The following is a 22,234-nucleotide window of genomic DNA, read 5'->3' on the forward strand; positions in this document are numbered from 1 at the left end:
CACGAATGCTCGCACACGGATAAACAAAGTGGTCGGCCAAATCCTAAATCGAAGTTCAGCCACAAGTGTCCAGAAACGCGACACTTGTAAGTCGCTCACGGTCATCTAGCGCCTAACATCCTGACTCATTAAGGCCTAATAGACTTCTGATTGTGTCGAGCAGCCACCAATACATTCCACATCACCAAAAGAAAAAGCCCCTAGATTTCTCTAGAGGCTTTTGTATTACTGGTGGGTCGGGCGAGATTCGAACTCGCGACCAACGGATTAAAAGACTTTAAATTTGCATGTAAAGTGATCTAACGTAGGGAGCCCTTTATTTTATTAGGCTCAGTAATTGCAATTTAATTGGTTTGCAAGATCATTAAAATCTTTGGCGTGGTAATTAGTGAAATCTTCACGATGCAAATCCTTTCTTGTGAAGTTGGGCCCAAACTCTAGCGGCCTTTCGATGAAAGCGGTTTGAAGCCCACAGGCTTTTGCTGCCAGCAGATCATCCTTGTGAGCTGCTACAAGCATGACTTGTTCAGGGCGAACGTCAAAAGTCTCTGCAACCCCTAGGTATGTTTCAGGATCAGGCTTGTAGTGCCGAAACACTTCTGCCGAAAGGATTAAATCCCAGGCAAGTCCGGCATTCTTGGCCATGTCCGCAAGAAGGCCGAGATTGCCATTAGATAGGGTAACGATAGTAAATTTGCTTTTTAATCTTGCTAAGCCTTCAAGCGTATCTGGCCAGGGATTCAGACGATGCCAAACAAGATTCAATTCGTATATTTGCGATTCTGATAGGGACGTAATATTGAAATCTCTCAAGATCTCATCAAGAATCATTCGATGTAAATCATCAATCTTTGTCCATGGTAGGCTTCCAGAACGAACCTTTGCCATTGCGGGTTTATAGCCATCTCGCCATGCTGTGGCGAATTCATTCCCATCAACTTGCAGGCCAAGTCTTTTCACTTCAGCTGCTATAGATCCATGCCAATCAACTACTGTGCCAAAGACGTCAAATGCTAGTATTTTGGGGGCGATACTCATTTTATAAAGTTCTTTTGTTAGGGGTCGATATTAAGAGAAAGGGCTAGCTAATTACTGGATATTAGCTCAACCCTAAAGAAAAAGCCCTTAGATTTCTCTAGAGGCTTTTGTATCACTGGTGAGTGGGGCGAGATTGGCTGCGCCGAAACTTCGTTCTCTAACTTACGACCAATAAATAAAAAGGCATCAAGTTGTTATAAAACAGTAACTTTGACATCGGCATAAACCTGCCAAGAGGGCACTGTGATATCTGCGAGTGGTCTAAAAGTGCCGGAAGTGAATTTATAGAATTTCTGGGGGCTCGATAGCTTCTTTATGAGGTATTCGTTTAACTGATGCTTAGTTTGTCAGGTTAAGCGAAGAAGGCTAAGTGGGTAGGCGCTTAATTAGTTAGAGGGCTCTCAAGTAAGTTTTTATTCTGAGAACTATTTTTTGAGTCGGTAACCTGTCTTAAAGATCCAAACAACTACCGCGATGGAAATTATTAAGAAGGCCATCGTCATTCCAATACTTATCCAGAGAGCAACGTCTTGAATTCCATAAAAACTCCAACGAAATCCACTAATTAAATAGACGACAGGATTAAGTAAGGCAACTTTTTGCCAGAAGGCTGGCAAGACCGAGATTGAGTAAAAGCTGCCACCTAAAAACGTGAGGGGGGTGATGATCAGCAGGGGTACCACTTGTAGCTTTTCAAATCCATCAGCCCATATGCCAATAATAAATCCAATCATGCTGAAGGTGATCGAGGTGACCACTAAATAAAACACCATCCAAAGTGGATGATCTATCTGAAGCGGCACAAAAAAAGCGGCAGTCATCAGAATGATGAGCCCTAAAATAATGGATTTGCTTGCAGCAGCACCCACATAACCCAAAACAATCTCTAAAGGGGACATCGGTGCGGAAAGTAATTCATAGATCGTTCCGCTAAATTTTGGAAAATAGATGCCAAAGGACGCATTCGAAATACTTTGGGTTAGGAGAGAGAGCATGATGAGTCCGGGCACTATAAATGCGCCATAAGAGATGCCCTCCATTTCGGTTATGCGCGAACCAATTGCTGAGCCAAAAACAATAAAGTAAAGCGATGTAGAAAGAACAGGTGCAATAATGCTTTGCATTAGAGTGCGACGAGTTCTTGCCATTTCAAACTTATAAATGGCGCGGATGCCATAGTAATTAAGCTTCATGTGCCATTCCTTTTGCATTGACTAGGCTGACAAAGATTTCCTCTAGCGAGCTTTGTTTTGTATGTAAGTCCTTGAAAACAATGCCTAAGTTAGATATTTGGTGCAATAGCTGAGCAATATCAATGTCTTTATTCTTAGAGTCAAAGTGATAGGTCAGCTCATACCCATCTTCAGAGAGAACAATTCCTGGCGTATCCAATTCTTTTGGTAGGCTTTCAAGAGGATTTTGTAATTGGAGAGTTAGCTCTTTTTTCCCTAATTTATTCATTAAGGCCAATTTATTGTCGACCATGATGAGCTCGCCACTACGAATGATGCCAATACGGTCGGCCATCTCTTCGGCTTCTTCTATATAGTGGGTTGTGAGAATTACGGTAGTGCCATTTTCTTTGAGAATTTTGACTAAATTCCACATATCTTTTCTAAGGCTTACATCAACTCCAGCAGTAGGCTCATCTAGGAAAAGAATTTTGGGCTCATGAGAGAGCGCTTTAGCAATCATGACTCTGCGTTTCATGCCGCCGGATAACATCATAATTTTATTGTTGCGCTTGTCCCACAAAGAGAGATCTTTGAGAATTTTCTCAATGAGCGATGGATCTGGCGGCTTTCCATAAAGACCGCGACTAAAGGTTACCGTATTCCAAACAGTTTCAAACGAATCTGTAGAGAGTTCTTGCGGAACCAAACCAATCAGCTCTCTGGCTTGACGATAATCATCGATGATGTTTTTTCCATCCACCAGAACCTTGCCGCTGGTCGGATTCACAATCCCACAGATGATGCTAATTAGAGTAGTCTTACCGGCGCCATTTTGCCCAAGCAAGGCAAAAATTTCGCCCTTAGATATCTCCAGGTTAATATCTTTGAGGGCCTGAAAACCAGATTGATAAGTCTTGCAAAGATGGGTAATAGATAGAATATTCATATTGGTAGATCATATTGGAAAGTTGCCGAAATTGCAGATTGGTAATGTGAATCTATAATCGATATTGAAAGAATCTGAGACCCCCAACAACTTGGATATCCCATATGGGTAAATTAAGTATTCCAATCAAAATTGACGGATTACCCCAAAAGACTTCCTATTTAAATTAAAGGCAATATATGAATACATTTGATGCAATCCGCGAGCGCAGAGCAATAAAGTACTTTGACCCAAGCCATCAATGTACTCAGCAAGAGATTGATCAGCTGATTGAGTTGGGAATGCAGGCTCCATCTTCTTTTAATATCCAACATTGGCGTTTGGTCAATGTCACCGATAAAGCCCTAAGAGCAAAATTACGCGAGGCGGCAAATGACCAGGCTCAGGTTACTGATGCATCTCTGTTATTTGTTGTGACGGTAGATATCAAAGCATGGGAAAAAGATCCAGCAAGATATTGGGTAAATGCTCCAAAAGAGGCTCAAGATATTTTGGTGCCTTGGATTCACCCTTTCTATTCTGGCAAAGAACAGCTTCAGCGCGATGAGGCCATGCGCTCAGCTGGCATCCTATTGCAAACGATGATGTTGTCAGCCAAAGCAATGGGCTATGACTCTTGTCCAATGGTAGGTTTTGATTTTGACAAGGTTGCCGAGTTAATCCATTTACCTAAAGACTATGCAATTGCTGCAATGTTGGTAATTGGTAAAGCGGTTAAACCTGCCTGGCCAAAACCTGGATTTATTCCTAAATCAGAAATGATGGTTGAAAATCACTTCTAAATAAAGCCACCTGCGGGTGGTTTTTAAATGGATAATTAGTCGATATGGGCAATAAAGCAAAGTATTGGGCAAAGTAGGTGGGTCGGGACTGTCGCAAAATTAACTCATAATCCAACTCCTTCTTCATATGAAACGCAATCAGAATAAGGCTCACCTAAGGGCAAGATTCCCCATGTTGAAATTGGGTCAATTTGTTTCAAATGATGAGTTTTTTGTTTCCAAAATTGCGCAAAAAGAAGACTGGGTACTTCCAATGCGTATTTTGGCTATCTCAACAGTAGTTTTTTTGACTCTTGCTCCATTTGCAACTCTTCAGCTCAGAGAGATCCCAGCATTTATTGCCTCATATGAGGCAGCCTTAGTTATTGTTAGTCTAATTACAGCAGTTTTTCTTTATGCGCAGTTCTATATCCTAGGGATGCGCGCTTTGTTTGCTCTTGTAGTGGCATATCTCTTTTCAGCATTTATTGCTATTGTTCAAGGTGAGCTCGAACTGCATAGCATCGGTCCTTGTCTACAGTCGCTCAAAGAGCGGGGTAGTTGCTCCCACTCCCCGGGTGGAGGTATTAGATCTTCCTAATACAGTTTTTTCTGAGAAATCAGCATTTTGCTGTCGTGCAGCAATCTTAAAAAAGTGTTAATCTGTCTAGGTATTAACCCTAATACATTTAGATAAGGAGCCTTAAATGACACAATTATTGAGCCTCTTTAATCAGGTTTTCGGTGTTGCTAGCACTAGCCATGATTTAGAGCGTTTTATCGTTGCCAACAACCCTGCTTGCGAGAAGGATCTGGAGGAGTTAACTCAGGACTACCTCTATCACTGCACAGGTTTAAGGGGGCTATAAATCATGAAACATATTCTTAGTTTGATGGAAGAGTTGGCGCAAGCCTGGAAAGTAGCTCGGGAATGGAAGGCCAAAAATGCTGGCGTTATTACTCTCTGGGACTGAGGCTAGTCTCACAACGGAGTTCCTTACTCGCGGTCGGTATTGGGAATATGCTACTTGGCTGAAGTCTCAAGATGCTGAGACACTCCACACTTATTTCGGCCATGCCGTTTCTGAGGATGCCATTGATGAATTGGTCAATAAATTTAGCGCTAATAACAAAAGTAATCATATTTTGGTTGCTAAGGTAAATGGGAAATGGGTAGGAACTATTCATATTGCTGCGCATGGTAGAGAGGTAGAGTTCGGCCTCATGGTTGCGAAGCAATATCGAAAGCTGGGCGTTGCTAGTGTGATGATGGAAGAGGCCATTATTTGGTCGCGAAATCGTTCTTATACTGATTTGTATATGCACTGTATAACTTGGAATCAACCAATAAAGAATCTGTGCCTCAAACATGGTCTCAAGGCGCGCAATATGCTGGGTAACTCCGAAGCAAAGCTAGAACTTAAATCTCCTACGATTATTACTTTTTTTAAAGAGAGAATAATTAATGCTCAAAGAAACTGGTATGGCGCCATAGACGCTGGAAGAGGTTGAATACAGCCGGATTGTAATTTTTTAATCCAGAATCAATATGCAACGCCCTCAAGCCCTGGAGCGGGTGTTGAGATGGCAACGCCTCAGAGCTTAAGGGATCAGTTGCCCCTGACCAAAAGAGCGCCACTATTGCTGATCAAGTTGTAGGTCTTGGCGAACCTAGCTCTGCTTCGTCACAGCTTAATAGTCAGGGCGCCCAAATGACTGCAAAGTGTGTACTTGGTATTGCTCAGAACGTCATTATTTCTCCTTTGTTTGGGTATGCGCTATACCCAAAACAGTATGGGGGGGTATACCAAAGGGGCTTCAGCGATTATTTCTATCCCGCGAACTGATGCGGCTTTAAATACCAATGCCACTACTCTATTGGTTAGTGTGGGGAGTAGTTATAAAGTTGCTTCGCAAGTAATCACGTTTGCTAGTGCTGGCGTGCAGACTAATACCAATAACACCGATAATGTGTACTCTACAACTGGCATTAATGGTCTAGCCCTGTCTACTGTTGGCATTCCCTCTAGGGTGGAATTTTTTATCTTTATGTTGTCGGCTTTTTTACCCCCGAGGCCAGTAAGAGTGCTAAATTTTGTTTTGGACTTTGTTAGTTCATAATCAGAAAAAAGAAATGATTAACTTTCATTTGTTACTGTGATTACTGCATTTTAGGATTTTTTATGCCCAGCTTTATCTATCGATTTTCTAATTTGACAATAATGCTATTTTTTATTGTTTTAATTACTGCGGCAATGGATGGATTTCCCGTCCTGCTTCAATTGCTTCCCTTTTTGTCCCCTAGTGAGGAAAGTACAAAATCAGGCCTATCTTTATTTGGTCCCATTGCCTCAAGCCTTGGTTTATTGATTGGTTTTTTATTAAACCAGGCGCAAACAAATGTGCGTGAGGTTGAGGGAATTGTATCCACAGAAGCGGCAAGAATAAATAATTTAGATCGACTATTGCTCAGGTTTGGAAGTGAAAGGGCTCTAGAAATCCGCATTCAGTTAAAAGCATATATTGAGTCAATCATTTCTATTGAGTGGCCAAAGCTTGCTGAGGAAAGTGGTAGCAAAGAAACCCATATGTTGTGGCGCAATATATCCCAAAATATTTTTAAATTGGATCCAACAAACCCAAAACAGGTAGCCCTTTACTCAGATATTATTAAAAAGTCTGAAGAAGTAGCGGAAAGTAGAGAAACTCGAATTGATAGATCAGACAAGCGTTTGCCCACATTATTTTGGGTGGTGATTTTTGTATGTCTCGGTGCTCTTATTTGCCTTAATGCACTATTTCTTCGCACTGGTCATTACATTTTTGGCCTTACCATTCTTTCTATTGCGTATGGTGGATTGATTTCATTGCTTGTAATTACCGATCAACCGTTCAAAGGGCAGAATGCGATCGCTCCATCTGCTTTAGTTAAGATTCTCGCTTCAATTAAGACTAGGATGGAATAGCGGCATTCCTGCTGATTATGGCGCCAGAGCGACGAGAGTGGAGAAACCACTTTCGAGCGCTCTTTATTCGCTACTGACTGCTTGAGTAGTGGGTTTTCGGTTGGTAAGGGTATCCCTTGAGATTGGTGTCCCACAATCCTTATATACCAAACGTCTGCAGCTATCCATCAGCTTATCCTGCATTTTTATTCCACTAAAAGAAAAGCCCCTAGACTTCTTGGGAGACTTTCGTATTACTTGGTGGGTCTGGCAAGATTTGCACTCGATACCAACGGAGTAAAAGACTGAAAATGGGCACTCAAAGGCAACGCATATATTTATTAAACAATTCCCTAGATTGAGAGTTCATTGAAATTGAATTAGAGGGGGGTGATTGGCAATGAGTCAATTTTGGATTATGAAAATCACCAACGCACTAGCCAATTTAATATTGTGTGTAATATGATTGGATTGGAGATAAGACATACTAAATAAAACTTACAAAAAAATGAAAAATTCCCTTACTAAAAATTGGCTAATAACTTTTGTATTGGCTTTTATTTTTTCTTCCACAAGTTACGCAGATAACGCTGCGTCTTGGCCAACTAGGCCAATTACTATCGTAGTTCCATTTGCTGCTGGAGGAACAACAGATATATTGGCTAGGGATATCAGCCAAAAACTGGGTGAATCATTAAAGCAACCCATTGTTATTGATAATAAGCCGGGGGCAGGCGGTACGTTGGCAGCAGGGTTGGTTTCTAAGGCTAGCCCAGATGGTTACACCTTGTTTATGGCTACTATTGCCCACGCTATAGCCCCCAGTTTGTATAAATCAATGAGCTATGAATTTACTAGGGATTTTGATCCCATTGGATTGGTAGCATTTACTCCGAACGTCCTAATTGTGACACCCAGCTTGCCGGTCAATACCACATCGGAATTGATTGCTTATATTAAGGCTCATCCTGGCGCTGTAAATTATGGTTCAGCAGGAGGGGGCAGCACCGAACATCTTGCTGGAGCCTTATTTGGAATGATGACTGGTACTAGCGCAGATATTACTCACGTGCCATACAAAGGTGGCGCACCAATGATGGCTGATTTAATGGCTGGCCAAATACAAATGGCTATTGAAACAAGCCCTTCCGCACATCCCCAAGTCGTTTCTGGAAAAGTGAAGGCATTAGCCGTTACCACAATGAAGCCCTCCCCGGCTTATCCAGGAGTTCCAACGCTCAATGCTTCAGGGGTTAAAGGATATGATTTCATTACATGGTTTGCGTTGATGGCTCCCCATGGAACGCCCCCTGAAATAGAGGCTAGATTAGCGTCAGAGTTGGCTAAAGTTCTAAAAGACCCTGCCGTGATCAAGAATTTTACTGAGCAAGGAGTTTCTCCTGGAAATATGGGACCAGGTCAATTAAAGGCTTTTATACAATCTGAAACTATGAAGTGGGGTAGGGTTGCTAAAGAGTCTGGCGCCAAAATTGAGTAATTGGGTGCCCATAACATTTGAACGAATGATCCGTAAGTTCTTTATGCAAAGAGCAATTTAAGAAAGATTTTTATCATGACCAAATTTGCATTTCCCAATCTCATCATTGCTTTGGTTGGTGGCTTCTTGTTAGCGGCTAGCGCCTTTCCTGCTGATATACAAGTTGTTAGCTCAGGAGGCTTTGCAGCAGCCTATAAACAATTGGCCCCCGAATTTGAAAAGCAAACAGGTAACAAATTAATTTCAGGGTGGGGTCCATCTATGGGCACTACAAAAAATGCCATACCCGTTCGCTTGGATCGCGGTGAGGAGATTGACGTTGTGATTATGGTCGGCAGATCATTGGATGATTTGATGGCCCAGGGAAAACTTCTTCCCGGTAGTAAGGTGGTTTTAGCAAACTCACCAATTGCTTGCGCCGTAAAGCAGGGGGCCCCAAGGCCAGATATCAGTACGGTTGCTAAATTTAAAGCGGTATTGCTCAAAGCAAAAACAATGGCTTATTCCGACAGTGCTAGCGGCGAATACATCAAAAATGAATTGATGGATAAGCTGGGCATTAAAGATCAAATGGCTGGCAAGGCTAGACAAATCCCTGCAACACCAGTTGGTGAAATTGTTGCAAGCGGAGAGGCTGAAATTGGGTGTCAACAGCGTAGCGAGCTTAAAGCTGTTAAAGGTATCGATATTATTGGCTTGATTCCTCAGGAGGTTCAATTGATTACTCCGTTTTCTGGTGCTGTAGTTGCAAGCTCCAAAGTACCGAATGAGTCTAAAGCATTATTAGACTTTCTAAGTTCTCCTAAAAATGCACATATTGTTGAAGAGACGGGTTTGGAGCCGGCAGCCAACATAGGGCATTAACACTTTTAAACCCATTTGCCAGGGAATGCAATTTGAATGCTGAAGCCGCGACCGCACCAACGGATTTAAGTGCAACCTATCCAAGGTTGTTTAATTAAATACCCCCAAAGCTCCTAAGCATCCTCCAATTAAAAGAAGTAACAGCATGGGAATTTTAGTTTTTAGAACTAGGGTAACCGTTGCCCCAACTAACAGCCAAAGACCCCATTGATCCCGACCACCTCCATTTGCGCTTGCTAACACAACTCCGGAGGCAATCAAAAGGGCGATCACTATCGGACTCATTCCCGCCTTGAAGGAACGGACAAGTTTGCTTGCTTTATTTTTTTCTACCCAACTGGAGGTAAAGTAAAAAATAATGCTGCTTGGAATGACGTAGGCAAGCAAACAAGCTACGCCACCAATTAGTGCAACAAAATAGCCCCCAGATTGCAAGCCTATGTTCCATCCAAGCAAAGTCAGAAAGAGAATATTTGGCCCTGGGAAGGCCTGGGCAAGGACAATGGAGTTAGTAAACTGCGTATTCTCAATCCATTGATGATCATTAACGAGGTAGCGATGAATGTCAGGAATCAATCCCATCGGACCTCCAAATGAGAAAAGAGAGAGCATCGAAAGGTGAGTAAGTAAATTCAACCAATCCGGTGGATAAATCATTTTGCATGCCCTATCTTCTGATCTAGTTTGAAGTAACTCATCGCGCAAGCAATAGGCCCAAGACCTAGTAGGACGGAAGATAGTGGGAAACGCAGAACGGCAATCATTCCAAAGCAGGCGATGCTGAAAAAAGCGCAAGGGATCAACCCCAATGGATTTGCCTTAAGGGGGCTAATGAGTTTGGCGCCAGTGGCAATCAGAAGTCCTGCTGAAACTGCACCCATGCCACGCAAGGCTCCTATAAGATGGGGGTCTTGCCCAAAATAAGTAAATGCGCTTACTGAGCATAGAATCAGAATCATTGGGAATAACATGATGCCCGTTACTCCTGCTGCTGCCCCGGCAATGCCAAAATGACGTGAGCCAATCATGATGCTCAGATTCATGACGGCTGCGCCTGGCATTGTTTGAGCTACAGACCACTCTTCTAAGAATTCTTTCTTAGATAACCATTTCTTCTTTTCAACAATCATTTCTTCTGCAAATGCCATGATGCCTCCAAAAGCTTTTAGAGACAGGCCGCTAAAAGATAGAAATAGCTCCCTAGGAGATTGGGGTTGGTTTAGTTGTATATTTTCCATAGCATGATTTTCCGGTAAATCACAGAATGCTGCATAAAATGCAATGGAAATCCTTGGTATCAATCGGCTCAGCATAAGTGTCCGGAACACGACACCTGAAAGTCGCTCACGGTCCCCCAGCGCCTGATATCCGCACCTCAATTACGGTCCAATAGACTTCCTATTGTTCCCAACAGCAACCACATTTCACCGGCCCCAAAAGAAAAAGCCCCTAGATTTCTCTAGAGGCTTTTGTATAACTGGTGGGTCGGGCGAGATTCGAACTCGCGACCAACGGATTAAAAGTCCGCTGCTCTACCGACTGAGCTACCGACCCAGTAAGCCCTAAATTATAGCAAGAAGTTTGTAGTCCACCCTGGGGTCTAGCTTGCCTCCCCGTAAGCCCTTGTAGTTACAAGTAGCTTACGTATTGACTCTTCGGGCAACGGGAGGATTTTTGGAAAAATAGTCCTTAATTCCTCTCAAAATGGCGTCCGCAATCCGGTCTTGATAGCCATCATCATTTAATTTGGCCTCTTCTTGGGGGTTGCTAATAAAAGCGGTTTCTACAAGGATAGAGGGGATGTCTGGAGCTTTCAGAACGGCAAAGCTGGCTTGCTCCACTTTTCCCTTATGCAGAGATGCAAATCCACCGATTTGCTTGAGGATGGAGTTGCCTACTTGTAATGAGTCTTTAATTTGGGCGGTGGTGGACATATCTAGAAGTAGATTCGCTACTTGCCGATCTTGAGTCTTGATGTTGATGCCGCCAATCAGATCAGAAGCATTCTCTTTATTTGCCATCCAGCGCGCCATCGTGCTACTGGCACCCATTTGAGAAAGGGTAAATACAGAGGCACCTTTGGCATTCGATTCAATAAATGCATCCGCATGAATTGATACAAATAAATCTGCTTCAACTCGCCTAGCTTTTTGAACTCTGACATGGAGTGGTACAAAGTAATCCCCATCACGGGTGAGGTAGGGCCGCATATAGGCTTCATTCTCAATTTTGTCTTTGAGTCTTTTGGCAATCGAGAGAACAACATGCTTTTCTCTAGAGCCCATAGAGCCAATCGCGCCTGGATCTTCACCACCGTGTCCTGGATCGATTGCAATGGTGATCAAGCGTTTGTATTTGGCTTGTGCTGGAGCCTCTTTGACCTCTGGGATAGCCTGAGCAACGGGCGGCTTGGGGGAATCTTTCTTAGTGGCAAATTGCGCAATGAGGTCTACTTCTTCGTTTGATTTGGTCAGAGCGCTTTCTTTTTTGGCGCTACTCTTGACCAACTCCATTAAAGGGTCTGGTGGGGTAGTGGGATATAAGTCAAACACCATCCGGTAGTTGTATTCAGCTACGGGATCAAGTGTAAAGAGCTGCGGCTTGATGGGCTCCTTTAGATCAAACACGAGGCGGACAACCCCAGGCTGAAACTGACCTACTCGCACTTGAGAAACATAGGGATCATTTGGCTTGATCTTCGCAACGAGATCCTTGAGCGTGGGATTGAGTTCTAAACCTTGAACATCGACTACTAGGCGATCTGGATTAGTCAGAATCTGCTGAGTAATCGGCAGGGGTGTATCAGACTCCAGGGTAATACGCGTGTAGTCTTCTGAAGGCCAGACGCGCACACCTAAAATCTTGGCACCCCAAGCAATATCGATTTCACCTAATAGGAGGACAAGCCCGAGTAATTTTGCTGAAGACTTCAAATGACGCCTTCTTGCTAAATCTGTTTTTGACTTGCTAAATGGATTGCTCATCTATTGCTTGATGTTCTTTAAGACGATGACACCATCATTTAATAGTGCATTGATTGAGATCAAACGTTCATTCTCAGTGGCGCCAGCAGTTAACTCAAGCTGTAAATCAAATGCGGGTAAAGATCCCTCGGCTTTTTCTGGCCATTCAATGATGCACATACCGGGAATATCGAAATACTCAGCAAAGCCTGCTTCTTGCCACTCCAAGGGATCACGCATGCGATAAAGGTCAAAGTGATGAACGGTAAAGGGAATATTGTTGGATTTGAGAGGATAGGGCTCACAAAGGGTGTAAGTAGGACTCTTCACCTTACCTGTGTGACCCATGCTCTGGATGAGGTGTCTAGCAAATGTCGTTTTACCGGCTCCAAGGTCGCCCTCTAGGGAGATATTGAGATGTGATTCTGGATGGCTTTGAATAAATTGCTCAAGGCTGGTGGCAAGTCGCTTGGCAAGGTCAGCAGTATCTGCTTCTTGCCTACAATGTTGCTTCAAGGTTTCCTGTGTTTGAGCCATTGTTCTAGTTTATTCAATTATTACGCTACATTCTGTATTCATATGCCTTTATCTGCCAATTCTGCCGCTTTAAATGAGCCTGAGCTACGTGCTTGGCTTGGGGAGAAGGCTACTGAGTTGGGTTTTGATGCCCTACGCATCACCGATACTGACTTAGGCCTTGCGAGTGAGCGCTTAAGGGAATGGCTGGCAGAAGGGCGTCACGGCCAGATGGAATACATGCAACGCCATGCTGATCTGCGTTCAGATCCTCAGTTGCTTGTGCCAGGCACCGTGCGAGTGATTTGTGTCACGATGAACTATCTTCCAGAAGAGCTGAACTTTGATGTCGAGTGGAAAAGATTAGAAGATCCTAGCCAGGCAGTGGTCTCCATGTATGCCAGAGGGCGCGATTATCACAAAGTGCTCCGCAATCGCTTGCAAGATTTTGCTAAAGCCATCGAAGAAAAAATTGGGGCGTTTGGATATCGCGTATTTACTGACTCTGCACCTTTGATGGAGGTAGAGTTAGCGCGCAAAGCAGGTTTAGGTTGGCGTGGTAAACATACGCTTTTACTCAATCGCGAATCTGGATCTACCTTCTTCCTAGGCGAGATCTTGGTCGATGTGCCACTACCAGTAGATGAGCCGCAGGAAGAGCACTGTGGCACCTGCACATCATGCATTGATGTCTGTCCAACCCATGCAATCACTGCGCCATATCAATTGGATGCACGCCGTTGTATCTCTTATTTAACAATTGAAAATCCAGCGACTATACCTTTGGAGTTTCGAAGAGCAATGGGTAATCGCGTTTATGGCTGCGATGACTGTCAACTCATTTGTCCATGGAATAAATTTGCCAAACGTTCACAGTTGCCCGACTTTGCACAACGTCACGGACTAGGTCAAGCAAGTCTTCTCCATCTATGGTCCTGGACGGAAGCAGAATTCGAGCAAAGACATGAAGGAAGTGCCATTCGTAGAATTGGCTACAACAGATGGCGTCGTAATTTAGCGGTGGCAATGGGTAATGCCTTGGCTAGCCCATCAGTTCCACTCACCACAAAGCAAGATATTCGTAAGGCTTTAACAGAGGGGCTGGTATCAGCAGACTCTTTGGTAGCGGAACATATTCAATGGGCACTCGATACCTCTGACTAGGCAAGTATTCGCCCTAGATCTACAATCATCTTATGTCATCAGCCGATCAACCCTATATAGACCCTAGCGAAATCGCGCTAGAGGGCTCTGCGGCCGAACGCTTCAAAAATCCTAAAGAAGCATTTTGGGTGGGGATGCGCGATGCGGCTGGCGCACCAGCAATGGTGCTTTTTGCCGGTATGGTGGGTTTTGGGGCGATGGGCAAAACCAATGGCTTTGATGTGTGGTTCACCACCTTCACTTCATTTTTTATGTTCGCCTTACCAGGGCAGGTGGTCTTGCTGGAGATGGCGATTACAGGTTCATCGGTAATTGCGATTGCTTTAGCAGTGACATTAACTTCAACCCGTTTTATCACCATGACGGTGACCCTCTTTCCACAGTTTCATCAAAAAGATCGTAATCGTAGTTTGTATGCCTCAGTGCATTTATTGGCAATGACTGCATGGGCGATCTCGATGCGCGAGTTTCATGCAATTGAGACCAAGCATCGCTTAGCGTATTTTGTTGGGCTAGGCTTACTCTGTTGGTTGATTTCTATTCCCGGGACTATTCTGGGTTTTTATTTGGCAGGCATGGTCCCGCCAGCAGTCACTCTTGGTTTAGTGTTTATCAACCCCCTATTTTTCTTGCTCACATTCACCGAAGTAAAGCCTTGGATTAATCGCATTGCCATTTTTTTGGGATGCATCTTTGGACCGATATTTTTCGCTATCGATCGTGATACCAGCTTGTTAACTGCAGGGCTTGTGGGTGGTACTTTGGCCTACTTTATTGATCGTAAATTCTTGCGCAAGAAAGCAGGGTTAATCGGTTGAATAATGCGATAGAAACCATGAATTCAGCACTCTCTGGTTGGGGTCTATGGATTGCTTTGGTGGGCGCTTGTCTTGGCACGTACTTCTGTAGGGCCATTGGGGTAATGCTGTCGCAAAGCATCAACCAAGATAGCGAAATCTTCCGCTGGTTAGCTGCAGTGACTTACACCATGGTTTCTGCTTTAACCATTCGCCTGATTGTGATGCCCCTAGGATTAATGGCGACTGTACCTTTATGGATTCGGATTCTGATTTGCGCCCTAAGTATTGGCGTCATGGTCTCCAAACCTACTAAGCGATTGGTTCCAGCCTTATTGACTGGAACCCTGCTCATGGTGGGTTATGGTGTGATTCGTTAAGTCACCCAAGCCACTTCATTCAGCAATTAATATTAAAGATGTGCTGCCAATATTTTGGCGATATGTACCGCCTCTCTTTGGGTGCCATCAGCAATCTGGTGACGACAGCTCGTACCGTCTGCCACTACCCAGCTATCGGGTGACTTGCGAATACTAGGCAGCAAACTAGCCTCGGCCATCTGCTTAGAAACTTCAATATGCTCGGCTTCATAACCAAAACTGCCCGCCATGCCACAGCAAGAGGATTCAATGAGCTTAGGCTCTGCATTGGGAATCAGCTTGAGTAATTCCATTGCAGGTGTGACTGCAGCAAAGGACTTTTGATGGCAATGACCATGGAAAAGCACTGGCTTGCTCGCTGCTTTTAGATTCAGATTGAGTTTGCCCGCTTTGACCTCGTTCGCTAAAAACTCTTCTAAGAGCTGCGCATGCTGAGATATTGTCACTGCGCGTTCACCAAAGCCCATAACTAAAGCCTCATCTTTTAATGTAAAGAGACAAGAAGGCTCAAGACCAATGATAGGAATATTTTTATCTGCATAAGGTGCCAGGTGATTAACTAGCTCACCCAAGGTTTCTTTGGCTTTATCCACCATGCCGGCTGCAAGATAGGTTCTGCCACAGCAAAATTCTTTAGAGCAGGCATTTTTTTCTGTATTGGCTGCTTTGCTCTGACTCTTGTGCGGAATATGAATTTGGTAGCCTGCTGCCGTGAGCACTTTGATGGCGGCGATCAGATTTTCATCTTCAAAATAGGCGTTGAAAGTATCCGCTAGCAGTACCACTCCTTTTTGTTTCGATAGCTCATCAGCACTGTATTGATATGGCGTAATTGCTTTTGGATTGCTCCAGAAAGTATTGCTCTTCCAAATAGGCAAGCTTCTTTGGGCAGAGATGCCCATGATCCACTCTTGTAGTTTGGCAATCGGTGTAATGTGATTGCGTAAATTGAGTAGCGCTGGCAAGAGTGGAATGCTACTTATCGTACCCGCATATTTTGGTAAATAGGCAACCGCTAAATCACGCAATGAATGACCAACCCGTTTTTTATAGGCAGATAGGAACTCAATTTTCATCTTGGCCATGTCTACACCAGTAGGGCATTCTCGGCGGCAGGCTTTACAGCTTACGCACAGCTCCATCACCTCTTTGATAGCATCACTACCAAGTGGGGATGATTCATCTTTCATATCGAGTTGATTGGAAAGCGCAAGACGTAAAGTATTGGCTCTGCCACGTGTGAGATGTTTTTCATCACGAGTAACGCGATAGCTGGGGCACATCACTTCAGCGTCGAACTTGCGGCAGTGGCCATTGTTGTTGCACATCTCTACTGCTTTAGCCAATCCCATAGCAGGGTCGCCACCAGTTCCCGGTGCGCTTGTCTCTTCAGTAACAGGATTATTTTGGACGTTCCAGGCAGACCAATCTAAGGCGGGCTGCAATGGAATCACTTTGTAGCTTGGTGGAAATCTAAAGTTGCTCGTATCATCCATCTTTGGTGGATTAACAATCTTCCCGGGATTAAATAATCCCTTTGGATCAAAAGTGGTTTTGATCTCTGCCAGAGCTTCTGTGATTTTGGGGCCAAACTGCCAAGAGATCCACTCGCCGCGACAGAGACCATCGCCATGCTCACCACTATAAGCACCTTTATATTTGCGGACCAAGGCGGAGGCCTCTTCTGCAACTGCACGCATTTTCTGTGCGCCATCTCTACGCATATCCAAAATAGGGCGTACGTGTAATGTACCTACTGAAGCGTGGGCATACCAAGTACCACGTGAACCATATTTAGAAAAAACATCTGTTAATGCTTGCGTGTAATCAGCCAAACTCTCTAAGGGGACTGCACAGTCCTCAATAAAACTGACGGGCTTGCCATCACCCTTGAGGCTCATCATGATGTTGAGGCCCGCTTTGCGTACTTCCCACAAATTCTTTTGCAGACTGGCATCCGGCATTGGCACTACTGAGCCTGGAAGCCCTAAGTCACCCATGAGCTCCTCTAATGCCTTCAGCTTCTCTAATAGTGGGGCATGTGCCTCACCAGAAAACTCCACCAACAAAATCGCTTCTGGAGTTTGGGCTGTGTGATCAATGAGCGCGGTCTCAATTGTCTTTTTAAAGCTAGGGTTGCTGCGTGCTAGATCAATCATGGTGCGATCCACTAGCTCTACTGCAGTAGGCCCCAACTTGACGATATGTTGTGCACTATCCATCGCCTTATAAAAACTGGCAAAGTTCACAATGCCAAGCACTTTGTGTTTTGGTAAAGGCGCTAACTTGAGTTTGAGAGATTTGAAATACGCTAGCGTACCTTCGCTACCCACTAAGAGATGCGAGAGATTAACGCTACCATCTTGGGTATAAGGCAATTCACTTTGCGGATGAAAGATGTCCAGGTTATAGCCCGCTACTCGTCTAAGCACCTTTGGAAAATGGGTTTCGATTTCAGGTTGCAGAGTAGTGGCTAGGCCTTTAACAAAATCACCCAATTGCTTAGCAACACCAGAGCTGTTCGCGTAATTGCCAAACTCAGCAATTTGACCATTGGCGAGCCAAGCGTTAATGCCCAAAACGTTATGCACCATATTGCCGTAAGCAATCGAGCGGCTCCCGCAGGAGTTATTGCCTGCCATACCACCAATAGTTGCCTGACCAGCAGTAGAGACATCTACCGGATACCAAAGGCCATGTTGTTTGAGGGAGCCATTAAGGTGATCGAGCACCATGCCGGGCTCAACCTCTACATAAGTTTTATCTAGATTGAGATCGAGAATATTTCTGAAGTATTTGCTGTTATCAATCACCAATGCGGCACCAGTAGTTTGGCCACACTGACTTGTGCCACCACCTCGAGGCAATACCGGTACACCCAGTTCAGCTGCAATCTGGATCGCTGTTGCAATGTCTTCTGCGGGTCTTAGGCACAAATAACGCCACTGGCATGGCTTGGTAAATGGAGGCATCAGTTGCATAGCGACCGCGACTAGCGCTATCTGTCATGACTTCACCGGAAGTCTCTTGGCGTAGGCGTTTCGCTAAAGCGGCCTGGTCCACCATCAGCTCTTTGAGGTCTAAAGGTTTATTCATTTGATTATCTCCGCCGCTAATGGGCTTGCGGCTTCAGCCTTTAGTAGTTGCACTACAACATCGCGTTTGTTCATCACATGCTGCATCATGATTTTGCGCATTCTCTTGCTATCGCGAGCCTTGAGGGCATCGAGCATTTCTTGATGCTCTTCAACTGCCTTCTCCCACTTGACACCGTCTTGGTTAGAGCGAAAGCGTAATGCCTCGATACGTGCATTCACTTGTGAGAAGAGGCGAGTTAGTACCGGATTGTTGGCAGCTTGATTAATCAGATGATGAATTCGGAGGTTAAGTTTGTAATAGCTTGATAAATCACGTCGCGCATACGAAGCCATCATTTCATACTGGAGGGCCTCTAATTCAGAGAGGGCGGCATCACTAATATTGTTGGCGGCGAGCTCTCCAGAGAAACCCTCTAAGTCTGCGATGACATCAAAGGTATGAATTACATCTTCTAGGCTGAGTTGCAAGGCAATTGCACCACGATTGGCAATCAGCTCAACCAAGCCATCTGCAGCTAGGCGACGAATTGCTTCCCGGATTGGGGTGCGGGAAACATTCAAACTTTCAGCTAGCGCTCGCTCATTCAATTTACTACCGGGGGTGATTTTTCCCTCAACCAATAGCAATCTGAGCTTTTGGAATGTCGCTTCATGCAGATTCTGGGAATTTGGCAGCTCTGTGACCGTCATAGTGAGAACCTAAAATTTGTATACAAAAATATGAATAACTCATCATAAAGCATAAATAATGGGTTTTAATGCCTTATTCAATGATTTATTTTAAATAATTTGTATACAAAATAGAAAATTACCAAAAATTATCTTACACTAGCTGCAGAACAGACTTTCAGAATTGACCCCTAATAAACATACCCATAGCGAGACAAAGCATGTTGAAACTAGATAACCACGCATCAGGACGCCATTTTTTACACATTCCTGGCCCAAGCCCGGCCCCGGCACGTGTATTGCGTGCCATTAGTTACCAAACCATTGACCATCGTGGTCCTGAGTTTGGTCAATTTGGTTTGAAGGTGCTCGATGGCATCAAGAAGATTTTTAAAACTGAGCAGCCGGTCATCATCTATTCCGCATCTGGAACGGGTGCATGGGAGGGTGCCATGGTCAACGTGCTTAATCCCGGCGATACCGTTTTGTTTTATGAGACCGGTCAATTTGCCAACCTATGGCGTGCTCTTGCACAACGACTCGGATTGAAGGTGGAAGTGGTGGGTAAAGTTGGACAAGACTCTTGGCGTTGGGGTGTTGATGCTTCCGTAATTGAAGAACGATTACGTAAAGACACACAACATGAAATCAAAGCAGTATGCGTAGTGCATAACGAAACTTCTACCGGCGTTACTTCGAATATTGCGGCGGTTCGTAAAGCGATTGACTCTCTGAAGCATCCAGCCTTGTTATTGGTGGATAGCGTGTCTGGCTTGGGTTCTGCGGACTATGAGCATGACAAGTGGGGTGCTGATGTGACGGTGTCTGGCTCACAAAAAGGCTTGATGTTGCCACCGGGCATTGGCTTTAATGCCCTGTCTCCAAAAGCAATTGAAGCAAGCAAGCACAGTACTTATCCAAAATCATATTGGGCTTGGGATGAAATCCTGGAGTCCAATAAAAATGGTTACTGGCCAACAACACCGAGTACCAATTTAATGTATGGCCTGCATGAAGCGATGGACATGATGATGGCAGAAGGATTGGATACGATCTTTGCTCGTCACCAACGTTTGGCTGCAGCATGTCGTGAAGCTGTTAATGCATGGGGTTTAGAAATCCAGTGCCAAGACAAAGAGTGTTACTCACCAGTTCTTACTTGTATTGCTACGCCCGAAGGAATGGATGCTGATGTATTGCGTAAGCATGCTTTGGAGAAATTCAATCTTTCATTGGGTACTGGCCTTGGAAAAATTAAGGGTAAGGCATTCCGTATTGGTCACTTAGGCGACTGCAATGAATTAAGCCTAATGGCTGCCTTAAGTGGTGTGGAAATGAGTTTGGGCTCTATGGGCTTTAAGCCAAAGGCTAGCGGTGTTGTGGCCGCCCAAGAATTCCTCAAATAATCACATTTGGGTGGAGACAGGGTGCAAATGAGCTAAACACAGGGTGGAGCAGGGCCTATAGGACTGAGCCAGGCTACACCCTTTATAATTCAAGCACTTATATAGATAGCACTTTCATCATATAAAACATATTCGAGACAAAAGGATTAAACATGTTGGCAACTAAACCGTATTTAACTCAAGCTGATGTTCAAAAGATTTTGGATGCAGCAGATAAACATGCTGCTAAAAATAATTGGGCAGTCACCATCGCCGTTTGTGATGATGGTGGTCATATGTTGGGTTTGATTCGTCGCGATGCTTGTGCTCCCCTTTCTTCTTATATTGCACAAGAGAAAGCTCGTACTGCGGCAATGGGTAAGCGCGAGACACGTGTTTATGAAGAGATCATTAATAACGGGCGCCATGCATTTTTATCAGCCCCTCATGTTTCAGGCATGCTTGAGGGTGGCGTCAATATCGAGGTAAATGGGTTTACCATCGGCGCAGTCGGCGTTTCCGGCGTTAAATCTGCGGAAGATGCTGAGACCGCTAAGGCCGGCATTGCCGCCATCTTGTAAGTTACCTTGACAAATACTGCTACTGAAATAAATTCATCTAACGGGGTTGGCGACTCAGTCGTTCCTAGCGCTGACCCTAGTGTTACTCCACCAGCAACAATCACTTTTGCTGATTTTGGTTTAGATCCGCTGATTCAAAAAGCGGTCGCTGAACAGGGTTACAACACTCCTACTCCGATTCAAGCTCAATCGATCCCGCATGTATTGGCGGGAAGCGATTTAATGGGTGCCGCGCAAACAGGTACTGGCAAAACAGCCGCCTTTGTATTGCCAATCATTCAAAAGATTCTGCGTCACGCCAGTAATAGCGCTTCACCAGCACGCCACCCAATTCGCGCGCTGGTCTTAACACCCACCAGAGAGCTGGCTGTGCAGGTTGCAGAAAATGCGGCCAATTACTCTAAACATGCTGACTTACGTGCTGCCGTTGTCTATGGTGGCGTAGATATGAAGGAGCAAGTAGCAATTCTGCGTAATGGCGTTGAGATCTTGATTGCAACCCCTGGTCGTCTCTTGGATCACATTGGCTCGAAAGTTGCGAACCTCTCTCAAGTCGAGATTCTGGTTCTTGACGAAGCAGATCGCATGCTCGACATGGGATTCTTGCCGGATCTGCAGCGCATCATTAATTTGATTCCAGCACAAAGACAAACGCTACTATTCTCAGCAACATTCTCACCAGAAATTAAAAAACTGGCGCAAAGTTATTTGCGGACACCGGTGACGGTTGAGGTGGCGCGTCAAAACGCTGCTGCCGATACTGTCAAGCAGGTGATTCACATGGTGTCGTCAAGTGATAAGCAACGTGCGATTGTGAAGGTGCTAGAGAACCGCACACGACAGGGTTTATCACGTCAGTGCATCATCTTTACTAATAGCCGTTTAGGTTGTGCCAAGTTGGCGCGTGCCTTAGAGCGCGATGGCATTAATGCTGGCGCGATTCATGGCGACAAGAGTCAGGGTGAACGTACTTTGACTCTAGATGCATTTAAATCGGGCGCTATCGAGGCCTTGGTAGCGACCGATGTAGCAGCCCGTGGGCTAGATATCCCCGATATGCCTTGCGTGATTAATCACGAACTACCTTACAACGCTGAAGACTTTATTCACCGCATTGGTCGAACAGGTCGCGCGGGCAGTACAGGTGATGCGATTGCCTTGGTAGATGCTAGTGAAAAACGTTTACTGGATGACATCGAAAAATTGATGAAGCGTAAGCTGGACATCAAACCTTTGCCTGAGGGAATTCCTTCATACGCTAAGCCATCTAGTAGTGCTGCGCCTGCCAAAGGGGCAGACCCATTCTTCTACAAACCATACGAGCCAACTGCAGCAGTGCAGTCAGTGGGTGATGCCGTAAAGCCTGAAGAGAAAAAAGTCGGCATTGTGGCGGCTAAGCCAGCCGTGGGCGCTTTGTTGGGCGGCTTCAAAAAGAAATAAAGCCATCAAAAGCA

At 44.8% G+C, this 22,234-nt stretch carries 22 protein-coding genes, 1 tRNA gene and 1 pseudogene; 13 read left to right on the forward strand and 11 right to left on the reverse strand.

Annotated elements, in window-relative coordinates:
- Positions 1-330: 330 nt before the first annotated feature.
- The 3 genes from A9236_RS08060 to A9236_RS08070 form a co-directional block, all read right to left on the reverse strand.
- Positions 331-1,038, reverse strand: coding sequence for a haloacid dehalogenase type II (locus tag A9236_RS08060; RefSeq protein WP_071464873.1), 708 nt, complete (start codon positions 1,036-1,038; stop codon positions 331-333).
- 425 nt (positions 1,039-1,463) lie between these two features.
- On the reverse strand, positions 1,464-2,231 hold the full coding sequence (locus tag A9236_RS08065; protein ID WP_071464874.1) for an ABC transporter permease: 768 nt from the start codon (positions 2,229-2,231) through the stop codon (positions 1,464-1,466).
- Positions 2,221-3,159, reverse strand: coding sequence for an ABC transporter ATP-binding protein (locus A9236_RS08070; protein ID WP_071464875.1), 939 nt, complete (start codon positions 3,157-3,159; stop codon positions 2,221-2,223). Before A9236_RS08070 ends, A9236_RS08065 begins: the two co-directional genes overlap by 11 nt.
- 179 nt (positions 3,160-3,338) lie before the next feature.
- Here A9236_RS08070 and A9236_RS08075 point away from each other — a divergent pair, with 179 nt between their 5' ends.
- From A9236_RS08075 to A9236_RS08085, 4 genes are all read left to right on the forward strand, one after another.
- Positions 3,339-3,941 carry a nitroreductase family protein gene (locus tag A9236_RS08075; protein WP_071464876.1) on the forward strand — a complete coding sequence of 201 codons (603 nt, stop codon included), beginning with the start codon at positions 3,339-3,341 and terminating at the stop codon, positions 3,939-3,941.
- Between the two features lie 172 nt (positions 3,942-4,113).
- Positions 4,114-4,521 (forward strand): hypothetical protein, encoded by a 408-nt coding sequence (locus tag A9236_RS08080; protein WP_071464877.1) that lies wholly within the window; start codon positions 4,114-4,116, stop codon positions 4,519-4,521.
- 106 nt (positions 4,522-4,627) lie between these two features.
- Positions 4,628-4,789, forward strand: a complete 162-nt coding sequence (locus tag A9236_RS11090; protein WP_161485616.1) for a hypothetical protein — start codon at positions 4,628-4,630, stop codon at positions 4,787-4,789.
- Between the two features lie 76 nt (positions 4,790-4,865).
- A complete protein-coding gene (locus A9236_RS08085) occupies positions 4,866-5,432 on the forward strand; it encodes a GNAT family N-acetyltransferase (RefSeq protein ID WP_071464878.1) in 567 nt (188 codons plus the stop codon).
- Positions 5,433-5,818: 386 nt separating this feature from the next.
- Here A9236_RS08085 and A9236_RS11455 read toward each other — a convergent pair whose 3' ends face one another.
- Positions 5,819-5,941, reverse strand: coding sequence for a hypothetical protein (locus tag A9236_RS11455; protein WP_255400111.1), 123 nt, complete (start codon positions 5,939-5,941; stop codon positions 5,819-5,821).
- A gap of 162 nt (positions 5,942-6,103) precedes the next feature.
- Between A9236_RS11455 and A9236_RS08095 the strand changes: the two genes are divergently transcribed.
- The 3 genes from A9236_RS08095 to A9236_RS08105 all read left to right on the forward strand — a co-directional run bounded on the left by A9236_RS08095 (position 6,104) and on the right by A9236_RS08105 (position 9,227).
- Positions 6,104-6,886 (forward strand): DUF4239 domain-containing protein, encoded by a 783-nt coding sequence (locus A9236_RS08095; RefSeq protein WP_071467836.1) that lies wholly within the window; start codon positions 6,104-6,106, stop codon positions 6,884-6,886.
- Between the two features lie 487 nt (positions 6,887-7,373).
- A complete protein-coding gene (locus A9236_RS08100) occupies positions 7,374-8,363 on the forward strand; it encodes a tripartite tricarboxylate transporter substrate binding protein (protein ID WP_071464881.1) in 990 nt (329 codons plus the stop codon).
- 126 nt (positions 8,364-8,489) lie between these two features.
- Positions 8,490-9,227, forward strand: coding sequence for a substrate-binding domain-containing protein (locus tag A9236_RS08105; protein WP_369821174.1), 738 nt, complete (start codon positions 8,490-8,492; stop codon positions 9,225-9,227).
- 90 nt (positions 9,228-9,317) lie between these two features.
- Here the strand turns inward: A9236_RS08105 and A9236_RS08110 are convergent, their stop codons facing one another.
- From A9236_RS08110 to tsaE, 5 genes are all read right to left on the reverse strand, one after another.
- On the reverse strand, positions 9,318-9,884 hold the full coding sequence (locus A9236_RS08110) for a chromate transporter (protein WP_071464883.1): 567 nt from the start codon (positions 9,882-9,884) through the stop codon (positions 9,318-9,320).
- Positions 9,881-10,465: a chromate transporter gene (locus tag A9236_RS08115; RefSeq protein ID WP_071464884.1), complete on the reverse strand. Its 585-nt coding sequence runs from the start codon at positions 10,463-10,465 to the stop codon at positions 9,881-9,883. Before A9236_RS08115 ends, A9236_RS08110 begins: the two co-directional genes overlap by 4 nt.
- A 240-nt stretch (positions 10,466-10,705) precedes the next feature.
- Positions 10,706-10,781 (reverse strand) — tRNA-Lys (locus A9236_RS08120).
- A gap of 86 nt (positions 10,782-10,867) precedes the next feature.
- Positions 10,868-12,211, reverse strand: coding sequence for an N-acetylmuramoyl-L-alanine amidase (locus tag A9236_RS08125; protein WP_071464885.1), 1,344 nt, complete (start codon positions 12,209-12,211; stop codon positions 10,868-10,870).
- A complete protein-coding gene (tsaE, locus tag A9236_RS08130) occupies positions 12,212-12,727 on the reverse strand; it encodes a tRNA (adenosine(37)-N6)-threonylcarbamoyltransferase complex ATPase subunit type 1 TsaE (RefSeq protein WP_071464886.1) in 516 nt (171 codons plus the stop codon).
- A 42-nt stretch (positions 12,728-12,769) separates the two neighbouring features.
- Here tsaE and queG point away from each other — a divergent pair, with 42 nt between their 5' ends.
- Genes queG through A9236_RS08145 form a run of 3 tightly spaced genes read left to right on the forward strand, consistent with a single transcriptional unit; the run spans position 12,770 to position 15,047 of the window.
- On the forward strand, positions 12,770-13,870 hold the full coding sequence (gene queG / locus A9236_RS08135; protein ID WP_071464887.1) for a tRNA epoxyqueuosine(34) reductase QueG: 1,101 nt from the start codon (positions 12,770-12,772) through the stop codon (positions 13,868-13,870).
- A gap of 32 nt (positions 13,871-13,902) precedes the next feature.
- Positions 13,903-14,688, forward strand: a complete 786-nt coding sequence (locus A9236_RS08140; protein WP_071464888.1) for an AzlC family ABC transporter permease — start codon at positions 13,903-13,905, stop codon at positions 14,686-14,688.
- A gap of 17 nt (positions 14,689-14,705) precedes the next feature.
- Complete coding sequence (locus A9236_RS08145) at positions 14,706-15,047, forward strand: AzlD domain-containing protein (protein WP_071464889.1); 342 nt, start codon at positions 14,706-14,708, stop codon at positions 15,045-15,047.
- Positions 15,048-15,079: 32 nt separating this feature from the next.
- Here A9236_RS08145 and A9236_RS08150 read toward each other — a convergent pair.
- Both A9236_RS08150 and A9236_RS08155 read right to left on the reverse strand, forming a co-directional pair.
- A pseudogene (locus tag A9236_RS08150) lies at positions 15,080-18,143 on the reverse strand (FAD-binding and (Fe-S)-binding domain-containing protein).
- Positions 18,140-18,835 (reverse strand): GntR family transcriptional regulator, encoded by a 696-nt coding sequence (locus A9236_RS08155; RefSeq protein WP_071464891.1) that lies wholly within the window; start codon positions 18,833-18,835, stop codon positions 18,140-18,142. Before A9236_RS08155 ends, A9236_RS08150 begins: the two are co-directional and overlap by 4 nt.
- A 200-nt stretch (positions 18,836-19,035) precedes the next feature.
- Between A9236_RS08155 and A9236_RS08160 the strand changes: the two genes are divergently transcribed.
- The 3 genes from A9236_RS08160 to A9236_RS08170 all read left to right on the forward strand — a co-directional run bounded on the left by A9236_RS08160 (position 19,036) and on the right by A9236_RS08170 (position 22,220).
- Positions 19,036-20,220 carry an alanine--glyoxylate aminotransferase family protein gene (locus A9236_RS08160; protein ID WP_071464892.1) on the forward strand — a complete coding sequence of 395 codons (1,185 nt, stop codon included), beginning with the start codon at positions 19,036-19,038 and terminating at the stop codon, positions 20,218-20,220.
- A gap of 155 nt (positions 20,221-20,375) precedes the next feature.
- Complete coding sequence (locus A9236_RS08165) at positions 20,376-20,780, forward strand: heme-binding protein (RefSeq protein WP_201721750.1); 405 nt, start codon at positions 20,376-20,378, stop codon at positions 20,778-20,780.
- 6 nt (positions 20,781-20,786) lie between these two features.
- The gene (locus A9236_RS08170) at positions 20,787-22,220 is read left to right on the forward strand and encodes a DEAD/DEAH box helicase (protein WP_071464894.1); all 1,434 of its coding nucleotides are present in this window, start codon (positions 20,787-20,789) and stop codon (positions 22,218-22,220) included.
- Positions 22,221-22,234 lie beyond the last annotated feature (14 nt).

Origin of the sequence: Polynucleobacter sp. QLW-P1DATA-2, assembly GCF_001870365.1 — a bacterium.
Lineage (GTDB): Bacteria > Pseudomonadota > Gammaproteobacteria > Burkholderiales > Burkholderiaceae > Polynucleobacter.

Coding starts and splice junctions, on each gene's coding strand:
- A9236_RS08060 (WP_071464873.1), bottom strand. CDS start 1,038: ATGAGTATCGCCCCCAAAATACTAGCATTTGACGTCTTTGGCACAGTA.
- A9236_RS08065 (WP_071464874.1), bottom strand. CDS start 2,231: ATGAAGCTTAATTACTATGGCATCCGCGCCATTTATAAGTTTGAAATG.
- A9236_RS08070 (WP_071464875.1), bottom strand. CDS start 3,159: ATGAATATTCTATCTATTACCCATCTTTGCAAGACTTATCAATCTGGT.
- A9236_RS08075 (WP_071464876.1), top strand. CDS start 3,339: ATGAATACATTTGATGCAATCCGCGAGCGCAGAGCAATAAAGTACTTT.
- A9236_RS08080 (WP_071464877.1), top strand. CDS start 4,114: ATGTTGAAATTGGGTCAATTTGTTTCAAATGATGAGTTTTTTGTTTCC.
- A9236_RS11090 (WP_161485616.1), top strand. CDS start 4,628: ATGACACAATTATTGAGCCTCTTTAATCAGGTTTTCGGTGTTGCTAGC.
- A9236_RS08085 (WP_071464878.1), top strand. CDS start 4,866: ATGCTGGCGTTATTACTCTCTGGGACTGAGGCTAGTCTCACAACGGAG.
- A9236_RS11455 (WP_255400111.1), bottom strand. CDS start 5,941: ATGCCAACAGTAGACAGGGCTAGACCATTAATGCCAGTTGTAGAGTAC.
- A9236_RS08095 (WP_071467836.1), top strand. CDS start 6,104: ATGCCCAGCTTTATCTATCGATTTTCTAATTTGACAATAATGCTATTT.
- A9236_RS08100 (WP_071464881.1), top strand. CDS start 7,374: ATGAAAAATTCCCTTACTAAAAATTGGCTAATAACTTTTGTATTGGCT.
- A9236_RS08110 (WP_071464883.1), bottom strand. CDS start 9,884: ATGATTTATCCACCGGATTGGTTGAATTTACTTACTCACCTTTCGATG.
- A9236_RS08115 (WP_071464884.1), bottom strand. CDS start 10,465: ATGGAAAATATACAACTAAACCAACCCCAATCTCCTAGGGAGCTATTT.
- A9236_RS08125 (WP_071464885.1), bottom strand. CDS start 12,211: ATGAGCAATCCATTTAGCAAGTCAAAAACAGATTTAGCAAGAAGGCGT.
- tsaE (WP_071464886.1), bottom strand. CDS start 12,727: ATGGCTCAAACACAGGAAACCTTGAAGCAACATTGTAGGCAAGAAGCA.
- queG (WP_071464887.1), top strand. CDS start 12,770: ATGCCTTTATCTGCCAATTCTGCCGCTTTAAATGAGCCTGAGCTACGT.
- A9236_RS08140 (WP_071464888.1), top strand. CDS start 13,903: ATGTCATCAGCCGATCAACCCTATATAGACCCTAGCGAAATCGCGCTA.
- A9236_RS08145 (WP_071464889.1), top strand. CDS start 14,706: ATGAATTCAGCACTCTCTGGTTGGGGTCTATGGATTGCTTTGGTGGGC.
- A9236_RS08155 (WP_071464891.1), bottom strand. CDS start 18,835: ATGACGGTCACAGAGCTGCCAAATTCCCAGAATCTGCATGAAGCGACA.
- A9236_RS08160 (WP_071464892.1), top strand. CDS start 19,036: ATGTTGAAACTAGATAACCACGCATCAGGACGCCATTTTTTACACATT.